Raw genomic sequence first — 22133 nt, 5'->3', positions numbered from 1 at the left:
GATCGTGACGATCTCCTTTTTTTATGACATTCTAATGATTAGTTTAGCTTTTTAACCTTACTATCATCAATGTTGTATTTTTTAATAACAGCATTATAATCAGAGTAATCTGCTTTATTTACTGATTTACCAGTACTTGAAAATGCTCCCGGCACAATTACAATTCTAAAAGTTTGATTTTTTATAAACTCAGGTGTTAAAGCTAAATCATAATTCCCTCCTGCAAAAATAGTGAAATCGCTTTTACTAAAATCAAAATCATAATCAAAATCACCCTTTGAAGTATAAACGGTTCTTGGAATTTGCTGCCAGATCGGAGTAGTTGGATTAACTGTTCCCGCCAATCTGTAAATTAAAATCACATCAGAATCAAAAATTACAGGATTCAGTTTTTGATAGATATTGTAACCGTCGGTAGCGTTATAAGAAAAATTAACATTTTGAAGTTCAAACACTTCTGCTTCTGGTCCCGGAGGCCCCACTGGTCCTTCTGGTCCTTCACAACTAGAAAATGTAATCAGTCCAACGACTGCAACTGCGAATAGGGTAAGTATCTTTTTCATAATTTCTGTGGTATTATTTGTTTTTAGAATATACATATATAAAGGTATTCCAAAAATCAAACCAAAAAAAATATTTGATACCGTTCTTATTCGATTTTTCTATTATTTTTTTGTAACCTGCTGATTTTTAAGCAGTATTTTATTAAAAAATAAAACGTGATAAGGCAGTGAATTCTCCCAATACTCCCAGGTATGCGCTCCTGCACGTTCGGTATAATCGTGATCTACTTTGCTGTAAACCAATCTTCGATGTAGTTCTCTGTTAGGTTCTATCAAAAAATCATCTACACCACAATCTATAATCAAAGGGAGTTTATTTGCTTTAAGTTTGTCCAACATTCCCAATACAGCATATTGCGCATACATTTCAGAATTATCACTTTTATCCCCAAAAACAGGCTGCATTAATTTCACTACTTGTGCCGATGCATCTCTCTGTAGCATTACTCCCATATCTACCGCCCCACTCATACTTCCGGCAGCACAAAACAAATCAGGATGCTTGGCCGACAAATACAAAGCGCCGTGACCTCCCATAGAAAGTCCCGTGATTACCCTTCCGTTCCTGTTGCTTATGGTTCGGTATGTTTTATCTACTTTTTGAACGACCTCTTGTGTGATAAAGGTTTCGAACTGACTTCCTTTGTTTACCGGACTATCCAAATAGAAACTAAACGTTTCTCCTTCGGGCATGACTATGATTATATTATACTGATCGGATAAATTTTGTACTAATTTCTTACTGGGAGTATTTTTTAACCAATCGCTAAAATGTCCGTAAGCACCATGCAATAAATACATCACCGGAAATGCAGCTTTGCTTTTGGCATACGAATTAGGCAAAACAACCGCTGCTTTATAGGTTTTACTCATGGCTGTACTCGCAACTTGAAGGGTATCAACTTTTGCGGCATAACTCATTGAAGAGATCCCCATAAGAACAGCAAACACTAAAATCTTAAAGTTTTTCATAGTTAAATTTTCTGATTAAGGTTTGTAAATATAACTTTTTCAGCATAAACCATATGAAAAATCTGATTGTTTTTTCGATGCTGAATTGGTGAATTTGTTTGATTTTTTTTTATTTAAAACTATAATGTTTTTTTTCACAAATCACGTTAGTTTACATCAATTAAATGAAACAGTAAAATTCCGCAAAGAGACACAAAGGATACGCAGAGATACACAAAAGATTAAAAAACTTCGTGTATCTCTGTGCTTTTTTTCGCGAGTCTCTGTGTGATTTCTTCGTAAGTCTCTGTGCAACTACAAAAGTTTTACTGAATGACAATTTTATGTTCATTGCGGTATTGAGACGCACTTTTACCGGTGTACTGTTTAAAAGATTTACTAAAGTGACTAAAATTATTGAATCCACTTTCATAACAAACTTCATTAATACTTATTGGTTTCTCTGCTAAAAGCTTTGAAGCATGTACCAAACGGTATTCGTTTACAAATTCGGTAAACGTTTTATTGGAGATTTTTTTAAAGTAACGACAAAAAGAAGGTGTTGTCATACTTATCAGATTCGAAACTTCATCAATGGCAATCGATTCCTGAAAATGATCTTTCACATAATTAAAAATTACATTCATTCGGTCATTATCCTGAGTCTGCAATTCTAACGAAAAACCATCGGCATTTAGTACCGTATATTCTTCTGATGAATCCAACTCATCCAAAATACTTAAAAGTGTAAGTAAACGTTCAAACGGAAGCTGATTTTCCATCATCTCGATTCTTTTACCTACTTTTTTCTTCGTTTCTCCTCCAAAAGCAATTCCTCCTTTTGACTGATTCAAAACATTTCGAACTTTTTTCATTTCGGGTGCTACAAAAAAATCATTGCCCAAAAATTCAGGTTTAATATGAATGACTGTTTCGTCTGTATTTCCCGTCATTTCATTCGTAAAACCACAATGTGGCAGGTTGGCCCCTATCAAAAGTAAACTGCCATTGGTGTAATACGAAACATGGCTTCCTATTTGTCTTTTACCTGCTCCCCCATTGATGTAAACCAGCTCAATTTCGGGATGATAATGCCATAAATGTGCCTTACTGTTCGTTTTTTCCGCATGTTTGGTATACGTAAAGGAGCTTCCGTAAGAATTAGATATCACTTCAAGAGCAGGGGCAATCGTCTTCATGATAAAGTTTTTAGAAAATAATAGCGAATTTAACAAAATCACCTAACATAATTCATATTTTAACCTATAACGGTTTCGTAAATGAGAATATATCATAAAAAACCAAAAAACACTAAATTCAAAATCACAATTATTCCCGTATTTTTTTTATACTCGTTTTTTTCCAATCTTTTTTTTAATATATCCTATTTAATCAGGTCTTTTTATAAGCATACAATATATATGTAAGAATTATAGATACATTCATAGATTGTTCAAAATTTAAAATCATTGAAAAATAACAGCACAATTAACAAAAACGCCTATAATAATTCAAATTTTAACCTATAACGGTTTCGTAAATGAGAATACAGCACATAAATTGGCAAATAGAGTTGCGAAAAAAAATCCGGTTCTAAAGTAATTTAGCTTCAGAGAAATGACCTAATCATTTAAAACGAAAAGCTATGAAAAACATTTTAAAATTAAGTTTAGTATGTGCGGTACTCTTTTCAGGAATAAGCACTTATGCAATTGATGAAAATGGTAACAACAACTTTAACCTTCACGTATTAAAGGGTAATGGAAAGCTAATTACGTTTGCTCTAAACCAGGTGCAAAAAGCCAGTTTGAGTATTTATGACCAAAACGGTTCACTAATCTACACTGAAAATGCTTCAGGTAAAGAAGGAATTTTAAGAACCTTTAGTTTAGAAGAATTTCCGGAAGGAACCTATTTCTTAGAAGTGGAAGACAGCGTTAAAAAAATAAGACATGAAATTACAATTACAGATGACAAATCAATATTATCTGCAAAAGCAATTTCATCTACCTATAAAGCAGATTTCACTGCTCAAAATTCAAACGTAGCAGTACGTTAAAAAAGTTTATGCTTTCATAAAGTATAAAAATGAGGTTAGATAGTTAGTAAAGTAAAAACGTGATTGTTTTAAAACAGCTCTTTGTGGTTATTGAGCTGTTTTTTTTTTGCTTATAAACTAACGGGATTAACCGCAAGGTGCGCAAAGTTTTTTTATCCCAAATTACGTGTAGTAACCGCAAAGTTCGCAAGGCTTTATCAATAATTAGCTTTGCGAACTTTGCGGTTGTATAAAAAAGATAGAAAAAAACTTTGCGCACCTTGCGGTTAAATCCTAAAACACACGTTTTGTAAGAATGAGAAGCTAAACCACATTGCCTTAACTTTATGAAAACATTAAAATATAATCGCAGAATTAACACTAACGCTAAAAATAATCTAAATTTTAACCTATAACGGTTTCGTAAATGAGAATATAGCATAGAAATAAGAAAACAGAGTTGTGAGAAAACCATTGTTTCATAAGTAATTTAGCATCAGATAATTAGAATTATTAATCTAAAAACTAAAAGTCATGAAAAAGATTTTAAAATTAAGTTTAGTATGTGCAGTACTTTTCACCGGAATGAGTACATATGCAATTGACGGGAATGAAGATTTTAATCTTCATGTATTAAAAGCCAACGGAAAGCTAATTGCATTTGCCCTGAACAAAGTGCAAAAAGCAAACCTGGCAATTTATGATAAAGACGGTAGCTTACTTTATACTGAAAATGCTTCAGGTAAAGATGGGATATTGAGAACTTTTAATCTGGAAGAACTCCCAGCAGGAACCTACTTTCTGGAAGTTGAGGATAACATCAAAAAAGTAAGACATGAAATTACTATTACTGAAGCTACTACGGTACTTTCCAGAAAAGCAATTTCATCGAGTTATAAAGCAGGTTTTTCTGCTAAAAAAAACAAGTGTCGCTGCACGTTAAAATTTTACCCCTTACCCAAAAAAAGCGAATTTATTTAGTTAGTGAAAATAGTACGTTTTAAACAGCTCTTTGTCGTTATTGAGCTGTTTTTTTATGTCCTTCTCTCATCTCAAACAACTGATTTTTATATTTTTAGAAAAATATTCTTAATAATTATAAAAGAGTAGTTTACACACTATAAAAAAAAATCAAAATAAAAACATCCATCATCCCAGTAAATACGTACATAGTTCACGTAAAACACAGAAACATCTTTAATTCAGCAATTTAAGCATTGAAAAAAGTAAGTTTTTTGCATAAAATTAAATTTCTATTTGTAGTTTTACACGTTGCAAAATGAGTAATAAACAATTAAAAAAGACATGACAAATTTAACGAAGGTGGGCTTAGTTGTTGCCGTATTTCTAACAACAATTTTTACGTATGCATTTGATGGAAAAGGGGATTATATTTTGAATATAAAAACCGGAAATGGAAAAGTAGTTAGTTTTACTTTAAACTCCATTGAGAAATCAGTTTTTACTATCTATGACGAAAACAATAACTTGGTTTACACAGGAGAAACTGCTTCAAACCAGTTAGAAACGTCAAAAACTTTAAGTTTAGAGGCATATCCTGCCGGAACTTACATCCTGGAAGTAAAAGAAAATGGTAAAGTTGCCAAACATGAAATCACGGTTTCTGCTAAGAAATCAAAAACTGTAAAGATGGACGAATCAGTGAACAAAAGCCCTGCTTTCCGTCGCTAATTGTTTTTACTTGAAATTGAAAAGCATCAGCGGGGCTGATGCTTTTTTTTGCTTATTCCTTTTCTTTCCCTCGTAATTCCTCTCCTATTTGAACTAATTTCCAAAATACAGCAACATCTTGCGGTATAGGAATTTTTAATTCCCCTACTTTTAAATCTTCGCTATAAAGTGACGAATGCAAAATAGCATAACTTAAATCTAAAACATCAATTGCCGTAAAGCTTTGTTTAAACTCAGGTCGTAACTTCGGACTGTGAGCAAAACAAACATTTCCGGTTTCTTTCTCATCCATAAACAGCAAACCGCAACAATTGGCAATAAATTGAAAAGTTTCGGGATTTAATGTCACACTAGTATTGTCTGCTTTTTGAAAAAGCATCTCCAGCGTAAAATAGCTTTGGCTGTTCTCTAACGCTGTTTTTAAAATAAGCTCTTCCAACTCAGCAATAACAGGAAGCCCAACTCTATTTTCTACAAGACGTAAATTATTTATTTTATTTAAATACTCTTCAATTCTCATACTCCCACTCTCTAAATCTTTATAAAGTTAGATTATTTTTTAGCGTAACTAAAATAAATTCAAGCCTTAAACGTTTTTATATCCATAAGAAATTATTTACCAGACAGGATTTTACTATTGTTTTCGACTCTAATTTTATCGATAAAATCAAAAAAACATCGCCAAAATGCATGTTATATTACTGATTTAGATATATTTGCAAAAAACACAATCAGCTAACATTAAATAATTCTCTTGCTTTTAAATTGTTCCAAAAAAATAAAAATAATATCAAGTCCCCATTTAAATCCATTTTCATGAAAGAAAAACTAGCTATTGTAATGCTATTGACTCTGTTTTCTATTCGTGTCTCTGCTCAAAGCGAAAAATTGTATCAAACCGATAAAGTAAGCGATAAATATGCCTATGTTGATGTGATGAAAACCTACGAAAGGGTTGCAGCAAAAGGCTATAAATCTGTTGATTTATTTCAAAAATTAGGAAACTCCTCTTACGCCAAATGTAATTTGGATAAAGCAGCCAAATGGTACCGCGAACTTTTCGCTCTCACCACCGATTTAGAACCCGAATATTATTACCGCTACGCAGAATCGCTGCGATCAATTTCCCTATATCAGGAAGCCGACGCTCTTATTGAAAAATTAAAAACAAAAGTTTCGGTAAAAAAGAAAGCTTAATTCGCTAAAAAGCAACCACAATCTTGTCATTTCGACGTAAGGAGACTCGAGCGATAGCGAATAGGCGAAGCAAATCACAATCGAAACTCTACAAAGATTGTCAATTTACTTTGCGGAAATACTGGTGTGATTTCTCCCTTCGGTCGGAATGACAAACTGTAAAAATCTATTCTTTAACTCTTTTGCTGGCATGAGCGTCTCGATTAAATACAAAAGCTATGAATTATGATACCAAGGAACTTTTTAACTATTTAAATCAATCTTTACTAAATAATGTAACTTACAGAGAGGTATCAAATTTATGTTTAACATTATTCTGTACTTGTAGCATTTTGCCAGAAAGATTTGAAACAACAATTATAAACAAAGAAAAATTAGCAAAAGTATTTTCTAAAATCGCAAAAGAGAAAAATATTGATTCTTATCCATCAACTGCTTCATTTTATGGAGCTTCATTTCATAACACTCATAATAAAGGGCATTGGTTAGAGGTAATGGCTAGCGTACTGAAATTAGCACGAGAGCCTAATTTAAACGAAGCTAAAAATTTATTAGCAAACTGCTGTTAGGGAGAGCGACTCGTTCGTGCATTGCTTTGGATTCATGCGAGGGTACTCACCAGCAACGAGAAAAACAACCACAATCTTGTCATTTCGACGTAAGGAGAAATCACAATAGAAACTCCGCAAAGTAAGTCGCCAATCTTTGTAGATTTTCAAGCGTAATTTCTCCTTTCAATCGAAATGACAAACTGGATGGAATTTTAATTTTTTATTATTTTCTTTGAAACTATAACTCCGTTAACTTTAGCTTTTAAGATATAAGTACCTGGATTTAATTTAGAAACATCAATTTTATCAGTAGTAAAATCAGTTTCATCACTTACCAACTTTCCATTTAAATCAAAAATCTGAGCATTTTCAAATTCATTATTATTTTCAGTCTGTAAATTTACAAAGTCAGTTGTTGGATTTGGATAAAATACTAAAGATGATCTACTTTCTATTAATGGAGTACTTAAATTATTACTATATTTCCATAATTTACGCCCCTTTGCGTAATATATATCTCCATTATAAACAATGGCATCTCTTATATTATCTAATACACTAATGTTTTCAATTGTATTTAATACTCTATTAAAAATCCACCCTTTTCTCGAATATTTATCCTTATCTATTTCTGATATAAAATACTCATTATTATTAATTTTAAAAATCTTTGAACAATCAAATAAGTACACGAAACCATCAGTCTGTTCTATAGTATTTGATAATTGCTTTAAATTTGACACTTTATAAGTTGCAAAATCAAATGATACTAAAGATGCGGCTCCTGTTTCATTAGATGAAAGGAAAAGCAAAGAATTATCTATTTTAATAAAATTCGAGGGTGAAAAATATTTTTGACTTGTGTGCGTATATATTTCGTTCAAAGTTCTATTTGTAGGATCAAATCTCCATATTGACAGCTTATGCTTATTCGCAGAAAAAAATATGAAATACAAATTATTATTTACCTCTATTGCAGAACTATAATCTACTAGATCACTTTGTGCATTAAACACACCTCCAATACTTTTTGTATTTTCAAGTGTACCATCTGTTTCATAAAGATCTTTTTTTGCAATAAAATACATCTTTCCATTAAACGTTATATATTGGGATAATGAGCTTGTTCCTGAATATCCTGATCCATTTCCACTTAATAATGGACTAATAGGATAAGTTCCTTCTGTCGTTCCATCACTTCTCCAAATTCTGCTACTTCCTACGTTCTCAGCTGAAATTGTAAATATAAAATTACCATTCAACTGACCGACAAAGCTCGGATCGGTATAATAACCTGTAATATCTTTAATCATTTCAGGGCCTTCTATAGATCCATTTGTCCTCCAAACTTGCTGATGCGTATTTCCTAGTTTAACCAAAAAAAACACATAATTACCCACAATAGCTAGCTTGGAAACCCTTTCATTTGCAAAATTTGTTATTTTTATAGTACCTTCCGTTGTTCCATCAGTTTTCCATATATTGGACGAATTTTTATCGCCTGCTACAAAATACAACTCATTCTTAAAGACCACTTTGTAATCTTCAAACAGTAACGGATAAGACGGTTCTTTTCCCGGGTTAATATCCGATAACAGTGTCGTATTATTGGAAGTCCCATCTGATTTCCAAAGTTCACGACCAAACTCCTCTGTATATCCTTCAAATAAAATATGATCCTTAAAATTTATAAAATAATCAGGATTTCCATAAAAATCATAAATTTTTTGTTGAGCGTTAAGATTAATGAAATTAAAAAATAAAATAAAAAAGAGTAGTTTTGTTTTCATTGTAGACAATCTGTAGTTTAATTTAGCAGAGAATATTGTTTAAAAAAGGGCAAATATATAATGATTATTATTACAAATATCATTGAGCCAAAAATATAAAAGTCATATAATAAGAAAAGGGATTTGATAATTAAATCAAATCCCTTATTCTTAATAAAGTACACTAAAATAATTCTACATATTCCTTCTATACTGCCCGCCTACTTCAAACAATGCCGAAGTAATTTGCCCTAGCGAACAAACCTTAGTCGCTTCCATTAAATGGACGAATAAATTTTCGTTTTTAATGGCGGCTTCCTGTAGTTGGCGCAGATGCTCGTTTACTTTTGCTTCGTGAAACTGGTGTAAGTTATCCAGCATCGTAATCTGATATTGTTTTTCTTCTTCGGTGGCACGAATTACTTCTGCCGGAATTACCGTTGGAGATCCTTTTGAACTCAGGAAGGTGTTTACACCCACAATCGGGAAATCTCCATTGTGTTTCAGAGTTTCGTAATACAAGCTTTCTTCCTGAATTTTAGAACGTTGGTACATGGTTTCCATTGCACCTAATACCCCACCACGCTCTGTGATGCGGTCGAATTCCTGTAAAACGGCAGCTTCTACCAAATCGGTTAATTCTTCGATGATGAACGATCCCTGGATTGGGTTTTCGTTTTTCGCCAGACCTAATTCTTTATTGATAATCAACTGAATCGCCATGGCTCTACGCACTGATTCTTCGGTTGGTGTGGTAATCGCTTCATCATAAGCGTTGGTATGCAATGAATTACAGTTGTCGTAAATCGCATACAAAGCCTGTAAAGTGGTACGAATATCATTAAAATCAATTTCCTGTGCGTGTAAGGAACGCCCGGAAGTTTGAATATGATATTTTAGCATTTGCGCTCTTTCGTTGGCTCCGTATTTGTTTTTCATGGCTTTTGCCCAAATCTTACGTGCCACACGTCCGATTACTGAATACTCAGGGTCTACTCCGTTTGAGAAGAAGAACGATAAGTTTGGTCCAAAATCGTTAATGTTCATGCCACGGCTTAAGTAATATTCCACGTAAGTGAAACCATTCGAAAGCGTAAAAGCCAACTGTGTAATTGGGTTGGCTCCTGCCTCAGCAATATGATACCCTGAAATCGAAACGGAGTAAAAATTACGAACGTTTTGTGTAATAAAATATTCCTGTACGTCACCCATTAATCGCAATGCAAATTCCGTTGAGAAAATACAGGTGTTTTGTGCCTGATCTTCTTTCAAAATATCGGCTTGAACCGTTCCACGAACTTGTGATAAGGTTTTTACTTTGATATCGTTATACACTTCCAAAGGTAGAACCTGATCTCCGGTAACCCCCAAAAGCATTAATCCCAAACCGTTGTTTCCTTCCGGTAAATCACCTTGGTATTTCGGACGTTCTGTTCCTTTTTCCTTGTATATTTTGTTGATTTTTGCTTCAACTTCTTTTTCTAATTCGTTGGCTTTAATGTAAATCTCACATTGCTGATCGATAGCCGCGTTCATAAAGAAACCTAACAGCATAGGTGCCGGTCCGTTGATGGTCATACTTACCGAAGTCAGGGCGTGAACCAAATCAAAACCTGAATACAGTTTTTTAGCATCGTCCAGACAACAAATCGAAACTCCGGCATTACCGATTTTTCCATAAATATCAGGACGAATATCCGGATCGTTTCCGTATAAAGTCACACTATCAAAAGCAGTTGAAAGTCGTTTTGCCGGTAATCCTGCACTTACGTAGTGAAAACGCTTGTTGGTTCTTTCCGGTCCACCCTCACCTGCAAACATTCTTGACGGATCTTCACCTTCACGTTTGAACGGGTACAATCCTGACGCAAACGGAAATTCTCCCGGAACGTTTTCCTGTAAATTCCAACGCAAAACATCACCCCAGGCTTCATATTTAGGCAAAGCAATTTTTGGAATTTGTAAATGCGATAAGCTTTCAGAATGAGTCGCGATTTTAATTTCTTTATCACGCACCTTAAAACTGTATACCGGATTTTTATATTTGGCTACTTTTTCGTCCCAATTCAGGATAATTTCCCAGTTGTACGGATCAAGATCCATTTTTACCTTATCAAACTGATTGAGTAACAGGTTTAAAAAGATTCTGTTTTCGTCTAATCCTTCGGCTTCGCTCAGGATGACGCTGTCGTCATCGATTCCGGCTTTATTAATTTGCGGAACTTTCCCTGAAACGGTTTCTATCGTTTTAAAAATTCCATATAATTTCTGAGCTACTTTTTGCTGTGAAGCTGCGATTTCATCATAAGATCGGTTGTTCTCTGCAATTTCGGATAAATAACGGGTTCGATGTGGCGGAATCACGAAGATTTTCTCGCTCATTTCCTTCGTAATCTGAAAAGTAGATTTCAATTCTGATTGCGTTTTTTCCACAATCTTGTCCATGATCGCTTTATAAAGCGTGTTCATTCCCGGATCGTTAAACTGAGAAGCGATGGTTCCGAAAACCGGCATTTCATCAGGATTTTTATCCCATAAATTATGATTGCGCTGGTATTGTTTTTTAACGTCACGGATGGCGTCAAGAGCACCTCTTTTATCAAACTTGTTCAAAGCAACCAAATCGGCAAAATCAAGCATGTCGATTTTTTCCAATTGTGTCGCTGCTCCAAACTCCGGTGTCATTACGTATAAGGATACATCAGAGTGGTCCATAATCTCGGTGTCGGATTGTCCGATTCCTGAAGTTTCAAGAATAATCAAATCGTATTTTGCTGCTTTTAAAACCTGAATGGCCTCGGCAACATATTTGGATAAGGCCAAATTCGACTGACGTGTCGCCAGCGAGCGCATATACACACGAGGATTGTTGATGGCATTCATACGGATTCTGTCCCCCAGTAATGCTCCTCCTGTTTTTCTTTTTGACGGATCGACAGAAATCAATCCGATCGTTTTTTCAGGAAAATCAATTAAAAAACGACGAACCAGTTCATCCACTAAAGATGATTTTCCGGCTCCACCTGTTCCGGTAATTCCAAGAACCGGAATTTTAGAATCGGTATTGCTTTCGTGAATCTGATCAAAAACTGGTTTTGCGATTTCAGGAAAGTTTTCTGCTGCCGAAATCAAACGTGCAATTGCGGTTGGAATTTTATTTTCGATATGATCGATTTCTCCGTTTAACTGATCTCCAATAGGATAATCTGAACGTTGAACCAAATCATTAATCATTCCTTGTAAACCTAAAGAACGACCATCATCCGGAGAATAAATTCTTGTAATACCATATTCATGTAATTCTGAAATTTCGCTTGGAAGGATTACTCCTCCTCCGCCTCCAAAAATTTTAATGTGTCCTGCTCCTTTTTCTTTGAGCAAGTCATACATGTATTTAAAATATTCATTATGCCCTCCCTGATACGATGTCATCGCAATCGCATTCGCGTCTTCCTGAATAGCAGTATTTACCACTTCCTCAACACTACGGTCGTGCCCAAGGTGAATTACCTCAACTCCGGTTGACTGAATAATACGACGCATAATGTTTATCGCTGCATCATGTCCGTCAAAAAGAGAGGCTGCGGTTACAATTCTTACTTTATTTTTAGGAATATATGGTATTTGTTGTTCCATTTTATGAATATGATAATTTTAAGGGAGCAATTTACAAAATATTACAACATTTGATCATGCTAATATCTTTTTGTTAACAAAAAAAAGAATCTTTTTTCTTTTAGAGGGGTAACAAATTGAATACTAAGTTGATTTATCCTATATAAGTCTTATAAAAATGTTAACAACATGGAAATCTTGAAATATTTAAACAAAATACAAGAACCTATAAATCAACACTATAAAGTAATTTAGTAGTATAGAAAAACCCCAAATTTTTACTTAAAACTACCTACAAAAGTAACACCGTAAAAATTTAAAAAATGAAAACATTATATCCACTCAGCCTAATTATAGTTCTAAGTTTTTTTGTCTCTTCTTTTGCCAAAACTGATCATAAGAACGTTTCTTATAAAAAAACTTCAACTGTCGCGCCCGTTTACAAGAATTCAGGTTCTGATAATGTAAACGAAATTTCAAATGACTTCTTTAAAAGATATTCTGATTTGAAAAGATATAAGTCTGACGTCATGTCATTATACAAAAACAGAACTCCGGGAACTATTTGGTTTGATGAAGATGCCATCAATGAGTTTGGTTCTGCATTATATCAAAAAGCTAAAAAAACGAATGATTTGGTTGTTCCTTATCAAAAAGAAATCGATGCTCTTTTTTCTTCTTCAGCAACAAAGCTGTCTAAAATAGATGCAGATATGCTTTTGAGCTCTCTATATATTGCTTACGCCAAAAAAAGTAATGCAGATGCCGGAAAAAAAATATCGTATGATGCTATGCTGAAAGATTTTTTAAATTACAGTACAATCGAAGAAGCCACTACTTCGACTACTGAAAATGTTAAAGTAACCTATGATCAATATTATAAATTACAGGGCGTTCTGAAAAAATATAAAAAACTAGACCGTTCTAATAAATGGAAACCTATTGTTCCGGAAGAAACACCTTATAAAGATTTACGTCCGGATGCTGTTTCAAATACTATCGCCCAAGTGAGAACCCGTTTATACTTATTGGGAGATTTAAAAAAGGATTCTAAAAGTAACGTTTACGACCGTGAATTAATGGATGCTGTAATGAAATATAAAGTTCGTAACGGTTTCAAGCCTAACTATATTTTAGCAGAAGAACATATTAAAGAAATGAATATTCCTCTTGTCGATAAAATGGAGACCCTAAAACTTAACATGGAGAGATGTCGTACTATTTCGGATCAAATGGTCGGTTGCGATGAGTATGTTTTAGTCAACGTTCCTTCGTATGAATTGATTTATGTAAAAAATGGGAAGGTGCAACTGTCTTCGAGTGTCTTTGTTGGAGCACCATTAACTAAAACAACCATTTTTAATGGCGAAATTGAGAGAATCGTTTTTAGCCCTTACTGGACCGTTCCGCAAAGTATTGTAAACAATGAGTTGAAAAGTAAAATCGCTGAGGATAAAAATTATTTGGCCAAACATAATATGGAAATCGTAAATGGCCAGGTGAGACAAAAACCGGGTCCTGAAAACTCATTAGGATTAGTAAAATTTATGTTTCCGAACCCTGATGATATCTATATGCATGATACTCCGTCTAAAACTTTATTCGATTTTGAAAAAAGAACGTTTAGCCATGGTTGTATAAACGTAAAAATGGCAAAAGAATTAGCTACTGCCATGCTTAAAGATTATCCTGAATGGACTCCCGATAAAATAGATAAAGCTATGGCGGGTAAAACAGAAAACAGTTTTAAACTAACTAAAAAAGTACCTATTTATATTACTTATTTTACTTCGCTGGTCAATGAAAATGGAGAAATTGGTTTCTTTCAGGATGTTTATGAGCGAGATGCTGAATTAAACAAAACGGTTTCTCCTCAGACGGGAGTAGTATCTAACTAAAATTTAGCCAATTAGTTCGTTCGCTTCATCAAAAGAGCTGTAAATGAAGCTGTAATTTTTAAAAGGGTAATTTTAGATTTGAATTTAGAGTTTGGAAGAATAATAGTATCTTTAATAACTCAAATGCAAATTTAAAAATTACCCTTTTTTTATGGAAGACGATTATACTGAAGTTAGAAAAAGCTGGTGGGACAGAAACTGGAAATGGTTTGTTCCAACCGGATGTTTAAGTCTTGTGGTACTGTTTGGTTTGTTTATAGCTGCACTTGTCTTTGGAGTTACCACCATGCTCAAAGAATCTGATTCTTATAAATCTGCCATGAACGAAGCGCAGCATAATGCAATAGTGCTGGAAAAATTGGGTAGTCCTATTGAAGACAACGGAGTTGCCTCAGGTAGTGTTAATTCAAGCAATAGTGTTGAGCATTGCAACTTACAAATTCCAATAAGGGGTTCTAAAAGCAGAGGAACTTTATACGTCGTGGGAACCAAAAAAGGAACATGGAAATACGATGAGATGAGTCTTTATGTGGAAGACACTAAAGAAAAAATTGATTTGACTAAAAAAATAAAAAACAAACAAAATACCTTCACCTAAATCCCGTTTACGATACTACATTATGAATCTACGTCCGTTTTTTTTCTTGTTCTTTCTGAGTTTCTATTCCTGTACTTTCTCTCAGACATCTCCATCAAACAGTGAAAAACAAAAACAAGAAATCAAAACAACTGCAAATCAGGTTGATTATGTTAAGATACTCTGGCTAGACAAAAAAGGCGTCCTAAAGCTCAATGAAGATTACATCAAAACGCTTACCGATCCACAACGGGCAGCACTAGGATTTGTTACTACTGGTGTTGACCATGACTGCTACTGGGATAGTGATAAAAAAGCAGACGAGAGCAACTTAAAATGTAAATTTCTATGGGCTCTGAACTTGGGATATCAATGCTCTGAAACGCATTTAGGATTTTTAAAACAATGGTTTAAAGAAGATCCTGAAGTTTTAGGAAGACTGCAATATTGTTCCAAAAATGAGACTACACCCAAAAATAAAGAATTCTTTCTCTGGCTAAAAATGGCCACAACTGACAATAACATCAAAATTATCTACTCGGCAGTTGGCATAGATAATGATACTAATTCCAATTGGAAATGGACGGAAGCATCAAGTTATTCTTATACCAATACCGGAATTAAACAAATATCCCGAAAAAATCTTGATGGAGGTATTGACCAAAGAAAATACTGAGAAACTAAGGTTCTAAGGCTTTACTTTTAGAAGAAGTATTTCACTAAAACCTTTGCTCCTTTGCACCTTTGTGCCTCAGAACCTCAGCATCTTAGAACCTACAAAAAACCATTGTTAAGGTTGCAACAAATTGTTTGTTCTCCGGAAATAAAATTGTGGCTTTATTTTTGAATAAGTAGTATTTTTGAAAACTTATAAAATTACACTTTAATGAAAAAGATTCTACTTCTGTTACTTACACTTACATTTTCTTTCACTTCTAATGCCCAGATACAAAAAACTTTAGATCAGTTATCTCAATTATCGTCAAAGATTAATGGCACGGGAAATGTTGATATTGCCTCGGGATTAAAAGAAGCCCTGAACAAAGGAATTACAAAGCAAGTAAGCAAATTAACCGCTGAGGATGGTTTTTATAAAAATGAAGCGGTAAAAATTTTAATGCCGGAAGAACTGCAAAGAGTTGACGCTACCTTACGAAAACTTGGTTTATCCTCTCTTGCCGATGAAGGCATAAAAGCAATGAATCGTGCCGCTGAAGATGCCGTTAAAGAAGCTACACCAATCTTTGTTTCTGCAGTTAAAAACATGTCGTTTACCGATGCCAAAAACATTTTATTGGGGAACGAAAGTGCTGCAACCAATTATTTACAAAATAGCACTACAACCGCTTTGTACAGCAAATTCAATCCCGTAATCAAAACCTCTTTTGAAAAAGTAGGTGCTGATGTAATCTGGACAAACATAATCAAGAAATACAACACCATTCCATTAGTTCGAAAAGTAAACCCGGATTTGACTGATTATACCACAAATCAGGCTTTAGCAGGTGTTTTTAAAATGATTGCTGTAGAAGAAAAAGACATTCGTACCAACATCAATGCAAGAACATCTCCTTTATTGAAGAAAGTATTTGCTATGCAGGACAAAAAATAGCTTTTGTTGTTAAATTGTTGATTTGTTAATCGTTTAATCGAATTACAAATCAACGATTAACTGATTAACCAATAACCTAAACCAAAATGCAAAAAATAACCATTCTGATGCACTGCAAAGATCAAAAAGGAATCATTGCCGCAGTGACCACTTTTATTGCTAAAGTCGAAGGAAATATTACCTATATCGATCAGCATGTTGATGTAGAGCAAAATGTCTTTTTTATGCGACTGGAATGTGAATTCACCAATCAACATGTGAGTGCCGAATCGATAAAAGAAGATTTTTCAAAAACGATTGCAACCGACTTTAATATGTCGTGGGAATTGTACAATCAGGAACACAAACCTAAAATGGCTTTGTTTGTCTCCAAATACGATCATTGTCTGTTTGATATTCTTGGGCGTTACAGTGCTAACGAATTAAATATAGAAATCCCTGTCATCATCAGTAATCATAACGAGTTGCGATCAGTTGCCGAACGATTTAATATTCCGTTTCACTGTGTTCCATTTACAAAAGACAATAAAGAAGAAGGTGAAGCCAAACAAATTGAACTGTTAAAAAAATACCAGATTAATTTCATTGTCCTGGCGCGTTATATGCAGATCGTTACACCTAAATTGATTTCGCTTTACGAAAATAAAATCATTAATATCCATCATTCGTTTTTACCGGCCTTCCCGGGTGCCAAACCTTATCACTCGGCTTTTAAACGAGGTGTAAAAATTATTGGAGCAACCAGCCACTACGTGACGGAACAACTGGATGAAGGGCCAATTATTGAACAGGATATTGCGAGAGTTTCACACATACATTCCGTTGAGGATTTTATTATGAAAGGGCGTGATTTAGAACGCATCGTTTTAGCCAGAGCCATAAAATTACATGCCGAAAGAAAAACAATAGTTTACAGTAACAAAACAGTTGTTTTTTCTTAGGTGCAAAGAAGCAGAGGCTCAAAGGGACAAAGGTTCTGAGTTTTAAACGTATATTAAAAAAAAGTAAACCCGACAGGTTTTAAAAACCTGTCGGGTTTGTTTATTTAAGAGGGAAATCTTTGTTCCTTTGAGCCTTTGTTTCTCAGAACCTCAGAACCTTAGAACCTTTTTATTAACGTACATCAAATCGGTCCAGATTCATTACTTTAGTCCATGCTGAGACAAAATCTTTAACAAATTTCCCTTTGGCATCACTGCTTGCGTATACCTCAGCTAAAGCACGAAGTTCAGAATTAGAACCAAATATAAGATCGGCACGGGTTGCTGTCCATTTAACCTCTCCCGTAGTACGATTACGTCCTTCAAAAACTTCACCGGTTTCATCAGTGGCTTTCCAGGCCGTTCTTAAATCTAACAGGTTTATGAAGAAATCATTACTTAATGTTTCTTTATTTGCGGTAAACACACCATGTTTAGAACCGTCATAGTTAGCGTTCAACACTCTCAAACCTCCCACCAACACTGTCATTTCAGGTACAGATAAGGTTAATAATTGTGCTTTGTCTATTAAAAGTTCTTCGGTAATGGCTCCTGTTTTTGCACTTTTATAGTTTCGGAATCCATCTGCTTTTGGCTCTAATACTTCAAACGAATGTACATCTGTTTGCTCTAAGGTAGCATCACCTCTTCCTTGTGTAAAAGGAACATCAACAGATAAACCGGCATTTGATGCTGCTTTTTCAATAGCTGCAGATCCTCCTAAAACAATTAAATCGGCAATAGATACTGATTTTCCTGAATTAGCAAAATCATTTTGTATGGTTTCTAAAACAGCCAATACCTTTTTTACTTGTCCTCCTCCATTAACTTCCCAGCTAATTTGCGGTTCAAAGCGAATACGGGCGCCATTAGCCCCTCCACGTTTATCTGAACCTCGGAACGTAGAAGCTGATGCCCAAGCCGTATTTACCAATTCTGAAATAGAAAGTCCGCTGGAAAGAATTTTATCTTTTAAAGCAGCAATATCATTATAACTCAACTCACCTTTAGCAGCAGGAATCGGGTCTTGCCAAATTAATATTTCACTTGGAACTTCAGGCCCTAAATAACGGGAAACAGGCCCCAAATCTCTGTGCGTTAATTTGTACCATGCTCTCGCAAAAGCATCGGCAAATTTGTCGAAATTCTCGAAATAGTCTCTTGAAATTGGTTCATAAATAGGATCTAATTTCAGTGCCATATCTGCTGTTGTCATCATAGGGGCATGTCGTTTGGCCGGATTGTGAGCATCTTCTACTGTTGTAGCAGCGCTTTCATCTGTTGGTGTCCACTGATGTGCTCCTGCAGGACTTTTGGTTAATTTCCAATCGTACTTAAACAACGTTTCAAAAAAACCATTATCCCAGGTAGTCGGATTTGGTTTCCAGGCTCCTTCAATCCCACTGGTAATAGCATCTCCTCCTACTCCGCTACCAAAACTGCTTTTCCAGCCCATTCCCATTTGTTCTATACTGGCACCTTCCGGCTCCGCTCCGACTAATGCTGCATCACCGGCACCATGCGCTTTTCCGAATGTATGACCTCCCGCTACTAATGCCACAGTTTCTGCATCATCCATAGCCATTCTTGCAAAAGTCTCTCTAATATCTCTACCAGAACCTAGTGGATCCGGGTTACCATCCGGGCCTTCAGGGTTTACATATATTAATCCCATTTGTACAGCCGCAAGCGGATTCTCCAGATTTCTATCACCGCTATACCTGCTAAATGGTTTATCACTGGTAGCCAACCATTCTATTTCTGAACCCCAGTTCACATCCTGTTCCGGTTCCCAAACATCTTCCCTTCCACCTGCAAATCCAAAAGTCTTAAATCCCATAGATTCTAAAGCGCAGTTACCTGTTAAGATCATCAAATCGGCCCAGGAAATTTTGTTTCCATACTTCTGTTTGATTGGCCAAAGTAAAAAACGTGCTTTGTCTAAATTCCCGTTGTCCGGCCAGCTGTTAAGAGGAGCAAAACGCTGATTCCCCGAACTTGCACCTCCACGACCGTCTGATATACGATACGTTCCTGCACTGTGCCACGCCATACGAATAAATAAAGGACCATAATGACCATAATCTGCCGGCCACCAATCCTGCGAATCTTTCATCAGGTCAAAAAGATCTTTTTTAACCGCATTCAGGTCTAACGTTTTAAATGCTTCCGCATAGTTAAAATCTTTTTCCATCGGATCCGACAAACTAGAATGCTGACGCAGTATATTTAAATTTAAACGATTTGGCCACCAATCTTTATTAGAGGTTCCTGTACCAGCAGTTTCTTTCATTTGTCCATTATGGAAAGGACATTTACTTTCGTTTGAATCACTCATTGTTTTCTGTTTTTTTTGATTAGAATTAACTGTTTTATATCAAATGCTAATTTTTTTAAGAAATCACACATCCTTGATATATAACACTTTATCAAATATACAAACTTATCTTTGCGATATTAATAAACAAAATTGATTGTTTTTATATTTTAATAGCCAAAAATTATTTAACACTACAGAAAGCTCAAAACAGCACATTAAAGAATCTTAACTTATGTCCAACAAAGTAATAACAAAACCTTAACAGCAAAACATCCATATAAGTTGGATCTTTGTAGTGTAATAAACTGGTTATTTATTATTTTGGTTTTGGTTAGTTAAATGATGCCGGCGTCTTCGAGATGCCGGCATTTTTTTTTTTGCTAATTTGCTACCTTTTTTGTTTCAGGTTTCAGGTTTCAAGTTGCTACACTTTGAACATAGTTTAACCGCAAATTTGCTAAAGTTTTTGCGTCAAAATATACGCTCCAACAACTTGAAACAAAGAAAACCTGAAACTTGAAACTTGAAACTTGAAACCTGAAACTAATTTCTAAGTCTTTCGTGTAGTAATTTGAAGTATGGAAAAGCCTTTAACAATCGGCTTCCGTGCCAGGAGAACATTTCGCCATCGACGAAAATAGTTTTAGCATGATGAGTAAAACGTCCTATTTCAAAAGCATCTTCTTCTTTGAATGGATAAGGCTCTGAAGAAAGAAAAACCAAATCAGGATCGCCTTCCAGACGCATTTTTCTGAGTTCAATTTCCGGATAGCGGCCTTTATCACCGTAAATATTCTGAAAGTGATTCAGTTTTAATAACTCATTAATATAGGTATCATTTCCTGCTGCCATATAAGGATTCTTCCAAATAAAGTAAGCCGCCTTTTTCTCAGGAATGTCCTGAACGTATTTTTTAAAATCGTTTAAAGCAAAGAGCAATTTATTGTTCCATTTCTGAGCTTCGGTTCTGCAATTGAAAAGCTGTCCAAAATCAGAAATCATTTGAAAATTATCCTCAATTGAAACAATATTGGTCACCCAAACCGGGCAAATAGCACTTAATTGCGCTACAATCTCGGGCGTATTTTCTTCTTTGTTGCAAATGATAATATCGGGTTGGAGCAATTTTATTTTTTCAAAATGAATCTTCTTCGTTCCTCCAACCATTTTTTTAGTCGACTTAAAATGATACGGATGCACGCAGAACTTTGTTATCCCCACTATTTTTTCTTCTAAACCTAAATCGTATAGCAATTCAGTCTGAGAAGGAACTAACGAAATAATTCGTTTTGGAGCTGTTTCGAAAGTATGTAAGGTACCAAGCTGATCTTGTAACTGTTTCATGTCTATTTTGTTTCAGGTTTCAAGTTCTTTAACCGCAAAGTTCGCAAAGGATTACGCTACGAACGCAAAGCTTTTTTTTGCGAACCTTGCGAAAAACCTTTGCGAACTTTGTGGTTAATCTATTTATAAAGTTATTTAAACCTTAGAGTTAATAATCTCTTCCATTTCTTTTTGAACTTTCAGAGCTTCTTCTCTTGCTTTTTCAGCAAAGTCAGTTCCTTTTGAAGCATAGATAATGGCTCTCGCTGAATTGACTAACAAACCTACTTTATCATTCATTCCGTATTTGCAAACTTCAGATAAACTTCCACCCTGAGCTCCAATTCCCGGTACCAGTAAGAAATTATCAGGGACAATTTTCCTGATTTCAGTAAAGTATTCTGCTTTTGTAGCGCCTACCACATACATAAGGTTGTGGCTATTTTTCCAGGTTTTAGACGTCTCCAAAACTTGTTTGTATAATTCCTTTCCGTTAACGTTTAACGTCTGAAAATCAAATGCTCCTTCGTTTGAAGTCAAAGCCAGCATAATCGTATGTTTGTTTTCAAAAGCCAGGAAAGGCTCGACCGAATCTTTCCCCATATAAGGAGCAACGGTTACACTGTCGAAATTCAAATCTTCAAAAAAAGCCTTGGCATACATGCTTGATGTATTACCTATATCACCACGTTTTGCATCGGCAATGGTAAACATTTCCGGAAAATTCTCGTTGATGTAGTTTATGGTTTTCTGAAGTGAAAGCCATCCTTTTAATCCGTAAGCCTCAAAAAAAGCAGTGTTCGGCTTGTAGCCTACCGCTAAATCGTGCGTTGCATCAATTATTGCTTTATTGAACTCAAAAATTGGATCTTCGGTTTCTAATAAATGTGGCGGAATTTTAGTCAGATCAGGATCTAATCCAACGCATAAAAATGATTTTTTTAAAAGAATTTGTTCGTGTAGTTGTTGTGTTGTCATTCTTGATTTTTTAGTTCTCCAAACAGAGTAGAAATAATTCTATTTTAGAAGTATGCAAAAATAAAAAAA

At 34.8% G+C, this 22133-nt stretch carries 19 protein-coding genes; 10 read left to right on the top strand and 9 right to left on the bottom strand.

Features of this window, described 5'->3' with window-relative positions; genetic code table 11:
- Positions 1 to 38: 38 nt before the first annotated feature.
- The 3 genes from C245_RS0120915 to C245_RS0120905 form a co-directional block, all read right to left on the bottom strand.
- A complete protein-coding gene (locus C245_RS0120915) occupies positions 39 to 563 on the bottom strand; it encodes a hypothetical protein (protein ID WP_026110203.1) in 525 nt (174 codons plus the stop codon).
- A gap of 102 nt (positions 564 to 665) precedes the next feature.
- Positions 666 to 1535 (bottom strand): alpha/beta hydrolase family protein, encoded by an 870-nt coding sequence (locus tag C245_RS0120910; RefSeq protein WP_017498571.1) that lies wholly within the window; start codon positions 1533 to 1535, stop codon positions 666 to 668.
- 305 nt (positions 1536 to 1840) lie between these two features.
- Entirely contained in the window at positions 1841 to 2713 is an 873-nt protein-coding gene (locus C245_RS0120905; RefSeq protein ID WP_017498570.1) for an AraC family transcriptional regulator, read from the bottom strand.
- Between the two features lie 446 nt (positions 2714 to 3159).
- On the opposite strand from C245_RS0120905, the gene C245_RS0120900 reads away from it, so the two are divergent.
- The 3 genes from C245_RS0120900 to C245_RS0120890 all read left to right on the top strand — a co-directional run bounded on the left by C245_RS0120900 (position 3160) and on the right by C245_RS0120890 (position 5244).
- Positions 3160 to 3573, top strand: a complete 414-nt coding sequence (locus tag C245_RS0120900; protein WP_017498569.1) for a T9SS type A sorting domain-containing protein — start codon at positions 3160 to 3162, stop codon at positions 3571 to 3573.
- 513 nt (positions 3574 to 4086) lie between these two features.
- Complete coding sequence (locus tag C245_RS0120895) at positions 4087 to 4533, top strand: T9SS type A sorting domain-containing protein (RefSeq protein WP_017498568.1); 447 nt, start codon at positions 4087 to 4089, stop codon at positions 4531 to 4533.
- 324 nt (positions 4534 to 4857) lie between these two features.
- Complete coding sequence (locus tag C245_RS0120890; RefSeq protein WP_017498567.1) at positions 4858 to 5244, top strand: hypothetical protein; 387 nt, start codon at positions 4858 to 4860, stop codon at positions 5242 to 5244.
- Positions 5245 to 5296: 52 nt separating this feature from the next.
- Here C245_RS0120890 and C245_RS23810 read toward each other — a convergent pair whose 3' ends face one another.
- The gene (locus tag C245_RS23810) at positions 5297 to 5764 is read right to left on the bottom strand and encodes a type ISP restriction/modification enzyme (protein ID WP_017498566.1); all 468 of its coding nucleotides are present in this window, start codon (positions 5762 to 5764) and stop codon (positions 5297 to 5299) included.
- Positions 5765 to 6060: 296 nt separating this feature from the next.
- Between C245_RS23810 and C245_RS0120880 the strand changes: the two genes are divergently transcribed.
- Both C245_RS0120880 and C245_RS0120875 read left to right on the top strand, forming a co-directional pair.
- Positions 6061 to 6441: a hypothetical protein gene (locus C245_RS0120880; RefSeq protein ID WP_017498565.1), complete on the top strand. Its 381-nt coding sequence runs from the start codon at positions 6061 to 6063 to the stop codon at positions 6439 to 6441.
- A 218-nt stretch (positions 6442 to 6659) separates the two neighbouring features.
- Positions 6660 to 7010 (top strand): hypothetical protein, encoded by a 351-nt coding sequence (locus C245_RS0120875; RefSeq protein WP_017498564.1) that lies wholly within the window; start codon positions 6660 to 6662, stop codon positions 7008 to 7010.
- 194 nt (positions 7011 to 7204) lie between these two features.
- Here the strand turns inward: C245_RS0120875 and C245_RS0120870 are convergent, their stop codons facing one another.
- Together C245_RS0120870 and C245_RS0120865 are read right to left on the bottom strand one after the other, a co-directional pair.
- Positions 7205 to 8782, bottom strand: coding sequence for a T9SS type A sorting domain-containing protein (locus C245_RS0120870; protein WP_017498563.1), 1578 nt, complete (start codon positions 8780 to 8782; stop codon positions 7205 to 7207).
- Positions 8783 to 8956: 174 nt separating this feature from the next.
- Positions 8957 to 12397 carry a methylmalonyl-CoA mutase family protein gene (locus tag C245_RS0120865; RefSeq protein ID WP_017498562.1) on the bottom strand — a complete coding sequence of 1147 codons (3441 nt, stop codon included), beginning with the start codon at positions 12395 to 12397 and terminating at the stop codon, positions 8957 to 8959.
- 302 nt (positions 12398 to 12699) lie between these two features.
- Here C245_RS0120865 and C245_RS0120860 point away from each other — a divergent pair, with 302 nt between their 5' ends.
- The 5 genes from C245_RS0120860 (at position 12700) to purU (ending at position 17404) form a co-directional block, all read left to right on the top strand.
- Positions 12700 to 14274 carry a murein L,D-transpeptidase gene (locus C245_RS0120860; RefSeq protein ID WP_017498561.1) on the top strand — a complete coding sequence of 525 codons (1575 nt, stop codon included), beginning with the start codon at positions 12700 to 12702 and terminating at the stop codon, positions 14272 to 14274.
- Between the two features lie 151 nt (positions 14275 to 14425).
- A complete protein-coding gene (locus tag C245_RS0120855; protein WP_017498560.1) occupies positions 14426 to 14872 on the top strand; it encodes a cytochrome c oxidase assembly factor Coa1 family protein in 447 nt (148 codons plus the stop codon).
- Between the two features lie 22 nt (positions 14873 to 14894).
- Positions 14895 to 15527 (top strand): hypothetical protein, encoded by a 633-nt coding sequence (locus C245_RS0120850; RefSeq protein WP_017498559.1) that lies wholly within the window; start codon positions 14895 to 14897, stop codon positions 15525 to 15527.
- 210 nt (positions 15528 to 15737) lie between these two features.
- A complete protein-coding gene (locus C245_RS0120845) occupies positions 15738 to 16463 on the top strand; it encodes a DUF4197 domain-containing protein (protein ID WP_017498558.1) in 726 nt (241 codons plus the stop codon).
- Positions 16464 to 16549: 86 nt separating this feature from the next.
- On the top strand, positions 16550 to 17404 hold the full coding sequence (gene purU / locus C245_RS0120840) for a formyltetrahydrofolate deformylase (protein WP_017498557.1): 855 nt from the start codon (positions 16550 to 16552) through the stop codon (positions 17402 to 17404).
- 172 nt (positions 17405 to 17576) lie between these two features.
- Here purU and katG read toward each other — a convergent pair whose 3' ends face one another.
- The 3 genes from katG to pyrF form a co-directional block, all read right to left on the bottom strand.
- Positions 17577 to 19781 (bottom strand): catalase/peroxidase HPI, encoded by a 2205-nt coding sequence (gene katG / locus C245_RS0120835; protein ID WP_017498556.1) that lies wholly within the window; start codon positions 19779 to 19781, stop codon positions 17577 to 17579.
- Between the two features lie 525 nt (positions 19782 to 20306).
- Entirely contained in the window at positions 20307 to 21107 is an 801-nt protein-coding gene (locus C245_RS0120830; RefSeq protein WP_017498555.1) for an ABC transporter substrate-binding protein, read from the bottom strand.
- Between the two features lie 135 nt (positions 21108 to 21242).
- Positions 21243 to 22064 (bottom strand): orotidine-5'-phosphate decarboxylase, encoded by an 822-nt coding sequence (gene pyrF / locus C245_RS0120825; protein ID WP_017498554.1) that lies wholly within the window; start codon positions 22062 to 22064, stop codon positions 21243 to 21245.
- Between the last annotated feature and the right edge of the window lie 69 nt (positions 22065 to 22133).

It is taken from the genome of Flavobacterium sp. WG21 (genome assembly GCF_000335775.1).
GTDB lineage: Bacteria > Bacteroidota > Bacteroidia > Flavobacteriales > Flavobacteriaceae > Flavobacterium > Flavobacterium tructae.
This window is presented reverse-complemented; position numbering and strand designations above follow the sequence as displayed.